Genomic DNA, 10,094 nt, shown 5'->3' on the forward strand with positions numbered 1-10,094 from the left:
GTCGTTCTGTGAGCCAAGGAGTTGACACGAGACTTTGTCTTCCTAAGACCGCTTGGCCTCCGACTTGTGACGGCGTCCAGCTGCTCGCCGCGCAGCCCGGTCCGAAGCGCGTGCAGCGCGACGGTCACGGCCGCGCCCTCGAGCGCCGCGACCCCGCCCGGCGCGCGCGCCCCGGCGTACGCCCGGCGGGCCCAGCCGGGCAGCGTGGCGTAGGCCAGCCCGGCCATCTGCACCCAGGCCGGACGCCGGGTCACCGCGGCGTGCGGGGTCGCACCGGCCACGGCGGTGGCGACGTCGTCGAGGGCGTCCGGCGTGGCCATGAGCTGCGGCCGCGCCTGCCGGAAGCCGTCGCGGAGCGTCTCGAGGTCGTCGGGCAGGTGGGTCGGGTCGACGCCCAGCAGCGCGCCCGCGACGACCTGCTCCAGCAGGTAGCGGTCGGCGTCCGCGGCGTCCAGCCCGGCGCCCGAGCGGCTGATGACCGACAGCACCGACTCGGTGAGGCACAGGTGCCACCAGACGAGCATGCCCGGCTCGTCGAGCGCGTGCTGCGCCCCCGTGCGCGGGTCGACCGCGACGCTGCCGGCGAGCACCGCGCGCTCGCGCGCCACCGCAGCGAGGGCCGCCGCCGCGTCGTCGAAGGTCGTGGTGGTCAGGTACTCGGTGGTGCGCGACACCCGCGCCCACACGTCGCCGCCGAAGGGCGGTTCGGCGCCCGCGGCGGCCGCGACCGGGTGCAGGGCGAACAGCAGGTGCGCGCGCAGCACCGTCAGGCCCAGCAGGGGATCGGCGTGCAGGCGCCAGGTGACCGAGTGCGGGTTCAGCAGCCCGGCGGTGGGTGCACGCACACCGGCACCGCCCACCCCCGAGCGGTGGCCGGCCGCTTCTCGACCCTGTGCCACCGGACCACCGTCGCAGGCGACGTGCCGGGGCGCACCTCGGGGAGCGCCCCGGTCGGCCGTCACGCGAGGTGCAGCTCGAACCACACCCGCTTGCCCTGGCGCCGGGCGAGCACACCCCAGCGGTCCGACAACGACTCCACCAGCTGCAGCCCTCGACCGCCGCCGGCGTCCCATGGGACGTCGTCCACGGGCTGCACCCGGGCGGCGACCGCGCGGTCGACGTCGCCGTCGTCGACCGCGACGACCAGCGCCGGGGCGTCGAGGTCGACGTGGACGACGACGGGCGGGCTGCCGTACCGGATCGCGTTCGTCACGAGCTCGCTGGTCAGCAGCACCACGACGTCGGTGTCGTCGCTCGTCACGCCCCAGACGTGCAGCGCGTCGGCCACGAGGTGCCGCACCCGCGACACCTCACGCGGCTGGCTGCCGACGGTCTGGATCAGGTGCACAGGTCCAGTGTGACCCTGCGCGGGCCCCAGAGGGCGGGCGAGACGTGGTGAGATCGCCCGGTTCGTCCGCCCTCGCGGAGGGTCACTCGGCTGGGGTCGACTCCACGGCCGACGACGCACCCTGACCGCGACCGCGGCCGCCACGACGGCGGCGGCGGCGCGGCGCGCCCTCCCCGTCGACGCCCTGGCTCTCGACGTCGGCCGGGCGGTCGGCCGCCTCGGTCGGCGCGACCTGGTCGGCGCCGGCGCTGGAGACGCCCTCGCCGCCCCGGGTGCGCCGACGGCTGCGCGCCGGGCGGTCGCCCTCGGGACGACGCTGACCCTCGCCCGCGCCGTCGGCCGGACGGTGCTCGCGCGAGCCGTCGCGGCCACCGCGACCGCCGCGCGGGGCACCGCGGTCGCCGCGGTCGCCGCGGTCCCCCCGGTGCTGCTTGCCGGTCTCGCCGAGGTCCTCGACCTGCTCGGCGTCGAGGCCGGCGCGGGTGCGGTTGGCGCGGGGGAGCGTGCCCTTCGTGCCGGCCGGGATGCGCAGCTCCTCGAGGAAGTGCGGCGAGCTGGAGTAGGTCTCGACGGGCTCCGGGATCCCCAGGTCGAGGGTGCGGTCGATCATGCCCCACTTCGGCATGTCGTCCCAGTCGACGAAGGTGACCGCGACGCCGGTGCGGCCGGCCCGGCCGGTGCGCCCGATGCGGTGCAGATAGGTCTTCTCGTCCTCGGGGCACTGGTAGTTCACGACGTGCGTGATGCCCTCGACGTCGATGCCGCGCGCGGCGACGTCGGTGGCGACGAGCACGTCGACCTTGCCGCCGCGGAAGGCTCGCAGCGCCTGCTCGCGGGCGCCCTGGCCGAGGTCGCCGTGGATGGCGGCGGCCGCGAAGCCGCGCTCCGTCAGGCTCTCGGCGACCTTCGCGACGGTGCGCTTGGTGCGCGCGAAGATCATCACCAGGCCGCGGCCCTCGGCCTGCAGCATGCGGGCCAGCATCTCGACCTTGTCGAGGGCGTGCGCCCGGTAGACGACCTGGGTGATCGCCTTCAGCGTGGCGCCGTCGTCGGTCGGGTCGATGGCGCGGATGTGCGTGGGCTGCGCCATGAAGCGGCGGGCCAGCGAGACGACCGCGCCGGGCATGGTGGCCGAGAACAGCATCATCTGGCGGCCGGACGGCGTGAGCGCGAGCAGCCGCTCGACGTCCGGCAGGAAGCCCAGGTCGAGCATCTCGTCGGCCTCGTCGAGCACCAGGCAGCGCACGTGACCGAGGTCGAGGTGACCCTGCTGGGCCAGGTCGAGCAGGCGTCCGGGGGTGCCGACGACGACCTCGACGCCGCGCTGCAGCGCCTCGACCTGCGGCTCGTAGGCCCGGCCGCCGTAGACGGTGAGCACGCGGGTGCTGCGCAGCGTCGAGGCGGTCGTGAGGTCGCCGGCCACCTGCACGGCGAGCTCGCGGGTGGGGACGACGACCAGCGCCTGCGGCTTGCCGGGGGAGGCCAGCTCGTCGAACCCGGGCTCGCCGGGGCCGGTGGTGCGCTGCAGCAGCGGCAGGCCGAACCCGAGGGTCTTGCCGGTGCCGGTCTTGGCCTGGCCGATGATGTCGTGCCCGTCCAGCGCGACCGGCAGCGTCATGGCCTGGATGGGGAAGGGGTGCAGGATGCCGACGCGCGCGAGCGCCTCGACCATCTCGGGGCGCACTGCGTAGTCGGCGAACGTGCGCTCGGGGACGACGGGGACGGCCTCGTCGGTGATCGTGGTGGCGATGACGTCCGCGGCGTCCACGGCGTCGTCCTGGGGCTGTGTGGTCATGGGTCGGAAGGGCCTTCGGTCGGGCGGGGGCCGCACGTCGTGTGACGGGCCGCTCCGCGATGGGGAGCCGATCGGTGGCGTCGTGGCGGCCAGGGGCCGCCGTGCTCCGTGCGTTCTGTCCGACCGGGCATCCGGGATCACGTCCATGGTACCGGTACGTCCTAGGCTCTGGCGCATGACGCAGCCCCCGGTGGACGACGACCCCTTCGCCGACCCGGAGCACCGCGCGGCCGTCGTCGACCTGCTGGGCGCGATGGCCTACGGCGAGCTGACCGCGTTCAGCCGGCTCGCCGCGGACGCCGAGCTGGCGCCGACCCTCGCCGACAAGGCCTCGCTGGGGCGCCAGTCGGCGGGGGAGTTCCGCCACTACGAGCTGCTCGAGGACCGCCTGCGCGAGATGGGCGCCGACGTCCGCGCCGCCATGCAGCCGTTCGTGACGCCGATCGACGAGTTCCACGACCGCACCCGCCCGTCGACCTGGCTGGAGGGGCTGGTCAAGGCCTACGTGGGCGACGGCATCGCGGGCGACTTCTACCGCGAGGTGGCGGAGTACCTCGACGAGCGCACGCGCGAGCTGGTGCACGAGGTCCTGCAGGACATGGGCCAGGCGGACTTCGCGGTGCAGGCGGTGCGCGCCGCCGTCGAGCGCGACCCCAGCGTCGCGGGGCGTCTGGCGCTGTGGGGACGGCGGCTCGTGGGCGAGGCGCTGTCGCAGGCGCAGCGGGTGGCGGCCGAGCGCGACGCGCTCTCGTCGCTGCTCATCGGCAGCGCCACCCGTCGCGGCGCCGACCTGGCCGAGATCGGCCGCATGTTCGCCCGGCTCACCGAGGAGCACACCCGCCGGATGGGCCGGCTGGGCATGTCGGCCTGAGCCCCTGCGGCGCAGGTCCCCGGACGCAGGACGAGCCGCGGACGCCCAGGGCGTCCGCGGCTCGCTCGCGGTGCAGGTGCTGCAGGTGCTGCAGGTCGGTCAGCGTCGCGCGGTGCGTCGCCCCGTGATCGCGCCGTAGATCACGACGAACACGATGGCCGCCAGGATGCTGGTGACCCAGCGCAGCCAGTCGATGCCACCGCCGTCGTTCTTGCCCCACACCCAGTACCCGACCAGCGCGCCCAGGATGCCCAGCACGACCGTGGCGATGGCGCTGATGTTCTGCTTGCCCGGCATCACGAGCCGAGCGAGCACGCCGATGATGGCCCCGAAGATGATGGTGCCGATGATGGCGCCGATGGTGCCCATGGTGGTGAATCCTTCCGTCTGCGACCGGGGTGTCCCGGCGGGAGGACTCTGACAGCACCCGACGGTGCTCGCATCCGCAACGGGCACCGGTCTCGCCGGTGCCCGTGCTCAGCGCGTGCTCAGCCGATGCCGAAGCCGACCCGGCGCTCGGTCTCGGCGCCGAGCTCGACGTAGCCCAGCACCGATGCCGGCACGAGGACGGTGCGCCCGGTGCTGTCGGCCAGTCGCAGGGTGCCGCCGGCCGAGATGGCCGCGTCGACGAGGGCTGCGACCTCGTCGGCGCTCTGTGCGGACTCCAGCATGATCTCGCGTGCGGCGTTCTGGACGCCGATCCTGACCTCCACTGCGGTGCCTCCCGGCTGGGTTCGTCGTGCCGCGGCCCGGCCCGTGCCCGCCGCGTTGGGGTGTCTCGGAGCAGGCTAACGGGCGCCGCGCGGTCGCTGTTCCGCCTGGTGCGCCGTGTTCGCCGTCGGCGTCACCGCTCGCCCTCGCCCTTCTTCGGGAAGCCGCCGAGCCCCCGCCACGAGAGCTGGCCGATCAGCCGGCTCGCGGCGTCGCGCGGCACCGACTCGCCCTGCGACATCCAGTACCGCGCGGTCACCTGCGCCATGCCGGTCAGGGCGACGGCGAGCAGCTTGGCCTGCGCGGGTGGCAGGTCGGTGTCGTCGGCGATGACCTCGGCCACGGCGTCCGCGCAGTGCTCGGTGAGCCGGTCGACCCGTTCGCGCACCTCGGGTTCGTTCGTGAGGTCGGACTCGAAGACCAGCCGGAACGGCTCGCCCTCGCGGTCGACGAACTCGAAGTAGGCGGCCATCGTGCCGGCCACCCGCTCCTTGTTGTCGGTGGTCGAGGCGAGCGCCTGCCGGACGGCGTCGACCAGGTCGCCGGTGTGCGTGTCGAGCAGCGCCAGGTAGAGCTCGAGCTTGCTGGGGAAGTGCTGGTACAGCACGGGTTTGGAGACCCCGGCCGTCTCGGCGATCTCGTCCATCGCGGCGGCGTGGTAGCCGGCGCGCACGAACACCTCCTGCGCCGCGACGAGCAGCTGCGCGCGACGGGCGTCGCGCGGCAGCCGCGCCCCGCGCCGGCGGGCCGACGACGTCGTCGTCACCAGAGGCCTCCTGCGCTCGCCGCGCGCCGCCGGGCACGGCGGACGTCGCGTGCGATCCTACGGGTCGTCACCCGTCCGGCCGCTGGGGCGTGGCGCGATGGTGGTGCGGCGGGCTGCGACTGGCACCATCGAGAGGTGCAGGAGCAGGGGCGGGTCGAGGTCGAGCAGGTGCTGGTCGCACCCTGCCCGGCGGGGTCGATGGCGGCGGTGCGGCTTCGCACCGCGTCCGGCACGTCGACGGGGGTGGCCGAGGGGTCCGAGGCGTCCTGGGCCGTCGTCACCGCGACCGCTCGCGCCGTCGAGGACGCCGTGGGCACCTGCCCCCGTCTCGACGCCGTCGCGGTCGACCTGCTGGGCGTCGGTGGCTCGACGGTGGCCGTCGTGGTGCTGACCCTGCTGTCCGAGAGCGGCGTCGACCGGCTCACGGGTTCCTCGGTCGTCGACCGAGACACCCGCGAGGGGGCGTACGACGCGCTGGTGCGCGCGACGTTCGACGCCTTCGACCGGGCCGCCGCGCCCGGCGACGCGCCCGTCGGCTGAGCGCTGCCGCCGGGCGTCGGTGCCGCCTGCCACACTCGCGCCGATGACCTCGTCCGACGCCCTGCGCCGCCGCCGGCTGCTCGCCGCCGTGTTCGCGGTGCTGGCCGCCGTCGCCGTCGGGCTCGGTGTTCGCGCGGTCGCGTTCGGGCCGGCCGACCCCGCCGACCGGGCGGAGGGCGCCGCCGCCCCCGGATCGGCGTCCGCGACCCGCCCTGCGACGCCCACCGCGACGCGGTCCACGCCGACGAGGACGCCGTCGTCCACGCCGCGCGCCAGCGCGTCGGAGGCTCCCGTGAAGACGGCCGAGGTCACGGTCACCGAGCGCGGCACGGGGGTGCTGCGCACGGTGCCCGGGTCGGTGCCGGCGCCCGGTCGCGGCACGGTGCACCGGGTGCGCGTGCAGGTCGAGGGGGGTGTCGACGTCGACCCGGTGGCGTTCGCCGACGCCGTCATGGCCACGCTCAACGACCCGCGCTCCTGGGGCCACGGCGGCCGGATGACGTTCGCCCGCACCGACGGCCGCGCCGACATCACGGTGGTGCTGGCCAGCCCCGACACCTCGGCCCGGCTGTGCCGCCCGCTCGTGACGCGCGGCCGGCTCTCGTGCAGCATCGGCGGCCGGGCCGTGCTCACGTCGTACCGGTGGGCCCTCGCCACCCCCGAGTTCGACTCGGTCGCGCAGTACCGGCAGTACGTCGTGAACCACGAGGTGGGTCACGCGCTGGGCCACCACCACGAGTTCTGCGGCGAGCGCGGCGAGCTGGCCCCGGTGATGCAGCAGCAGACCAAGCAGGTGGCGCCCTGCCGGCCGAACGCCTGGCCCCACCCGACGTCGTAGCGCCGTCGCCGGTGCGGTGCACCGACGTACGCTGCGGCAGTGAGTCAGCAGCCGATCGTCGAGCCGGGTCCGCCGCTGTCGGCCGAGCAGGCGCTGCGGTACGACCGCCACCTGCTGGTGCCCGAGGTGGGTGACGCCGGGCAGCGGCGGCTGTCGGCGGCGCGCGTGCTGGTGGTCGGTGCGGGCGGGCTCGGGTCGCCCGTGCTGCTGTACCTCGCCGCCGCCGGCGTGGGCACGATCGGCCTGGTCGACCCGGACGTCGTCGAGCTGTCGAACCTGCAGCGCCAGGTCGTGCACGGCGACGCCGACGTCGGCCGGCCGAAGGTCGACTCGGCGGCCGACGCGCTGCGCGCGGTGAACCCACTGGTCGAGGTGGTGCGGCTGCAGGAGCGGGTGGGTGCCGGCAACGCCCTGCGCCTGCTCGAGGGCTGGGACGTCGTGGTCGACGGCACCGACACCTTCCCGAGCCGCTACCTGGTGAACGACGCCTGCGCCGTGCTCGGCCTGCCGCTGGTGTGGGGCTCGGTGCTGCGCTTCGACGGGCAGGTGAGCGTCTTCTGGGCCGGGCACGGGCCGTGCTACCGGTGCGTCTTCCCCGAGCCGCCGCCACCGGGTGCGGTGCCGTCGTGCTCGGAGGCGGGCGTGCTGGGCGTGGTCTGCGCGTCGATCGGCGCGGCGCAGGCGGCCGAGGTCGTGAAGCTGGTGACCGGCGCCGGCCGCACCCTGACCGGCCGCCTCCTGGTGCACGACGCCCTGGCAGCCACCTGGGACGAGCTGCCGCTGCGCCGCGACCCCGGCTGCGCGGTCTGCGGCGAGGCACCGACGATCACCCGCGCGACCGGGCTGCACGAGGTGTGGTCCGACCGTGCCGCCCCGCCGTCCGACGGGCTGCCCGTCGTGGACGCCGCCGGGCTGGCCGCCGAGCTCGCTGGTGCCGGCCCGGTGCCGGTGGTGGTCGACGTCCGCGAACCCGACGAGCGCGTCGGGCTCGTCGTGCCCGGGTCGGTCAACGTGCCGGTGGGCCGGTTCGACGACGGCACGGCGCTCGCCGACGTCCCCTTCGACCGGCCGGTCGTGCTGCACTGCCGCTCGGGCGCGAGGTCGGCCCGCGCGCTGCGGGTGCTGCTCGACGCCGGGCACCCGGACGCCCGGCACCTGACCGGCGGCGTGCTGGCCTGGGCCGCGCTGCGGCGCGACTGACCCCGGGTCTGGTGGGATGTGCCGGTGGGCGCGCAGCAGGAGACCGGTGTCGGCGAGCTGAGCGACTTCGCCGCCGCGGTGCTCGACGTCGTCGACCGCATCCCGCCCGGCCAGGTGCTGAGCTACGGCGACGTGGCCGAGTACCTGGGCACGAGCAGCCCGCGGGGCGTCGGCTCGGTGATGGCGCGGCACGGTGCGGCGACGTCGTGGTGGCGGGTGCTGCGCGCCGACGGCTCGGTGGTGCCCGACCTGCGCGAGCGGGCGATGGAGCACTACCGGCGCGAGGGGACGCCGTTGCGCGGCACGCGCGTCGACCTGTCGAGGGCCCGCTGGGACGGCCGGTGACGGCCGAGAGCGCTTGCGCGGCAACCGTTGTCGCCGCTCGTCGCCCGGCTGTCGGTGGCTCGTGATGGGATCTGCGTCGTGACCGAGACACCCACCGCACGCCGCGCGCACGCCGCCCCCGGGCCGGTGCTGCGCGTGCGGCGCGAGCGGCTGGTGGGCGAGCCGCCTCAGCAGCTCGACCCCGCGCAGCGCGCGGTCGTGGCGCACCGCGGCAGCCCGTTGCGGGTGCTCGCGGCGCCGGGTGCCGGTGGCACCACGGCGCTCGTCGAGGCGGTCGTCGACCGGGTGCAGCGCGACGGGCTGTCGCCGGGCCAGGTGCTCGTGCTCGCGCCCTCGCGCCTGGCGGCGACGCGGCTGCGCGAGCGGGTGACGGCCCGGCTGGGTCGCACGGTCACCGAGCCGCTGGCCCGCACCCCGCAGTCCTTCGGGTTCGGCGTGCTGCGGCGCGCGGCGGCCCTCGCCGGCGACCCGCCACCGCGGCTCATCACCGGGCCCGAGCAGGACGTCGTGCTGCGCGAGCTGCTCGCCGGGCACGCGGCCGGTGTCGGGTCCGAGCCGGGCTGGCCGCTGCAGCTCGCGGCCGCGCTCGGCACCCGCGGCTTCCGCGGGCAGCTGCGCGACCTGCTGATGCGGGCCGTCGAGCGCGGCGTCGACCCGGTCGACCTGGCGGTCGCCGGGCGCGACACCGGCCGGCCCGAGTGGGTCGCGGCGGCCCGGGTGCTGCGCGAGTACCTCGAGGTGACCTCCCTGGCCGCCCCGGGCGGGCGCGACCCGGCCGCCGTCGCCGTCGACGCGGTGGCCGCGCTCGAGGCCAACGACGACCTGCTCGCCGGGGTGCGCGACGAGATCCGCTTCGTCGCGGTCGACGACGCGCACGAGGCCACGCCCGCCGTCGCCCAGCTGGTCCACGCGGTGGTGGGGCCGCGGCCCGACCTGCTCGTCGTCGGCGACCCCGACGCCACGACGCTCGGCTTCCGCGGCGCCGACCCCGGCCTGCTGCTCGCCGACCCGCCGTCCGGTCCGGCGTCCACGGTCGTGCTGGGCTCCTCGTGGCGGCAGGGCCGGGTGCTGCGCGCCGTCACCGGGCGGGTCGCGGCCCGGGTCGGGGCCGTCGGCGGGGGCCGGCAGCGGGCCGCGGCGCCGCCCGCGGGTGCACCGGCGGGCGAGCGCGTCGTCCACGTGGTGCGCTCCGTCGCCGTCGAGACCGTCGTCGGGGTCGAGCTGCTGCGCCGCAAGCACGTGCTGGAGGGGGTGCCCTGGTCCGACATGGCCGTGCTCGTCCGCGGCCGGGCTCGCTCGGCGGCCCTGCGGCGGGGTCTCGACCAGGCGGGGGTGCCGGTCGACGTGCCGCTCACCGAGCTGCCGGTGCGCGACCAGCCGGCCGTCGTGCCGCTGCTCGACGCCTTCGAGATCGCGCTCGACCTCGCCTCGGGCCGCGACGAGCCGCTGCCGCCCGGTCGTGCCGAGCAGCTGCTGCTGTCGCCGCTCGGCGGCACCGACGCGATGGGCCTGCGCCGGCTGCGGCGGGCGCTGCGCGCCGACGAGCTGGCAGGTGGCGGCGGCCGGCCGAGCGACGAGCTGCTCGAGGCGGCCGTGCTCGATGCCGCGCGGCTGGGCACGGTCGAGCCCGGCACGGGGGCACCGGCTCGGCGCGTGGCCCGGGTGCTGGCGGCCGGCGTC

Annotated in this window: 12 protein-coding genes; 6 read left to right on the forward strand and 6 right to left on the reverse strand. The window is 76.2% G+C overall.

The features are described 5' to 3' along the window. The 3 genes from ACYVI6_RS16565 to ACYVI6_RS16575 all read right to left on the reverse strand — a co-directional run. On the reverse strand, positions 1-845 hold an 845-nt coding region (locus ACYVI6_RS16565; protein ID WP_460447422.1), incomplete at its 3' end, for an oxygenase MpaB family protein. A 113-nt stretch (positions 846-958) separates the two neighbouring features. Next, entirely contained in the window at positions 959-1,348 is a 390-nt protein-coding gene (locus ACYVI6_RS16570) for an ATP-binding protein (RefSeq protein ID WP_460447423.1), read from the reverse strand. An 82-nt stretch (positions 1,349-1,430) separates the two neighbouring features. Continuing rightward, positions 1,431-3,143 (reverse strand): DEAD/DEAH box helicase, encoded by a 1,713-nt coding sequence (locus tag ACYVI6_RS16575; RefSeq protein ID WP_460447424.1) that lies wholly within the window; start codon positions 3,141-3,143, stop codon positions 1,431-1,433. A gap of 175 nt (positions 3,144-3,318) precedes the next feature. On the opposite strand from ACYVI6_RS16575, the gene ACYVI6_RS16580 reads away from it, so the two are divergent. Continuing rightward, positions 3,319-4,014, forward strand: a complete 696-nt coding sequence (locus ACYVI6_RS16580) for a ferritin-like fold-containing protein (protein ID WP_460447425.1) — start codon at positions 3,319-3,321, stop codon at positions 4,012-4,014. A gap of 99 nt (positions 4,015-4,113) precedes the next feature. Here ACYVI6_RS16580 and ACYVI6_RS16585 read toward each other — a convergent pair whose 3' ends face one another. From ACYVI6_RS16585 to ACYVI6_RS16595, 3 genes are all read right to left on the reverse strand, one after another. After that, complete coding sequence (locus ACYVI6_RS16585) at positions 4,114-4,383, reverse strand: GlsB/YeaQ/YmgE family stress response membrane protein (protein WP_284290119.1); 270 nt, start codon at positions 4,381-4,383, stop codon at positions 4,114-4,116. Between the two features lie 119 nt (positions 4,384-4,502). Continuing rightward, positions 4,503-4,727, reverse strand: coding sequence for a DUF3107 domain-containing protein (locus ACYVI6_RS16590; RefSeq protein ID WP_460447426.1), 225 nt, complete (start codon positions 4,725-4,727; stop codon positions 4,503-4,505). Between the two features lie 131 nt (positions 4,728-4,858). After that, positions 4,859-5,491 (reverse strand): TetR/AcrR family transcriptional regulator, encoded by a 633-nt coding sequence (locus ACYVI6_RS16595; protein WP_460447427.1) that lies wholly within the window; start codon positions 5,489-5,491, stop codon positions 4,859-4,861. Positions 5,492-5,626: 135 nt separating this feature from the next. Here ACYVI6_RS16595 and ACYVI6_RS16600 point away from each other — a divergent pair, with 135 nt between their 5' ends. The 5 genes from ACYVI6_RS16600 to ACYVI6_RS16620 all read left to right on the forward strand — a co-directional run. Beyond that, positions 5,627-6,031 carry a hypothetical protein gene (locus ACYVI6_RS16600; protein ID WP_284290122.1) on the forward strand — a complete coding sequence of 135 codons (405 nt, stop codon included), beginning with the start codon at positions 5,627-5,629 and terminating at the stop codon, positions 6,029-6,031. A gap of 43 nt (positions 6,032-6,074) precedes the next feature. Beyond that, on the forward strand, positions 6,075-6,869 hold the full coding sequence (locus ACYVI6_RS16605) for a DUF3152 domain-containing protein (RefSeq protein ID WP_460447428.1): 795 nt from the start codon (positions 6,075-6,077) through the stop codon (positions 6,867-6,869). Positions 6,870-6,908: 39 nt separating this feature from the next. Continuing rightward, on the forward strand, positions 6,909-8,069 hold the full coding sequence (moeB, locus tag ACYVI6_RS16610) for a molybdopterin-synthase adenylyltransferase MoeB (RefSeq protein WP_460447429.1): 1,161 nt from the start codon (positions 6,909-6,911) through the stop codon (positions 8,067-8,069). A gap of 24 nt (positions 8,070-8,093) precedes the next feature. Further along, on the forward strand, positions 8,094-8,414 hold the full coding sequence (locus ACYVI6_RS16615) for an MGMT family protein (protein ID WP_460447430.1): 321 nt from the start codon (positions 8,094-8,096) through the stop codon (positions 8,412-8,414). A 78-nt stretch (positions 8,415-8,492) separates the two neighbouring features. Continuing rightward, on the forward strand, positions 8,493-10,094 hold a 1,602-nt coding region (locus ACYVI6_RS16620; RefSeq protein WP_460447431.1), incomplete at its 3' end, for a UvrD-helicase domain-containing protein.

This window comes from Angustibacter aerolatus (assembly GCF_054776675.1).

Bases quoted from the DNA above. Each gene is read 5' to 3' on its own strand.
- ACYVI6_RS16580 (WP_460447425.1), top strand. From the start codon at position 3,319: ATGACGCAGCCCCCGGTGGACGACGACCCCTTCGCCGACCCGGAGCAC.
- ACYVI6_RS16605 (WP_460447428.1), top strand. From the start codon at position 6,075: ATGACCTCGTCCGACGCCCTGCGCCGCCGCCGGCTGCTCGCCGCCGTG.
- ACYVI6_RS16585 (WP_284290119.1), bottom strand. From the start codon at position 4,383: ATGGGCACCATCGGCGCCATCATCGGCACCATCATCTTCGGGGCCATC.
- ACYVI6_RS16575 (WP_460447424.1), bottom strand. From the start codon at position 3,143: ATGACCACACAGCCCCAGGACGACGCCGTGGACGCCGCGGACGTCATC.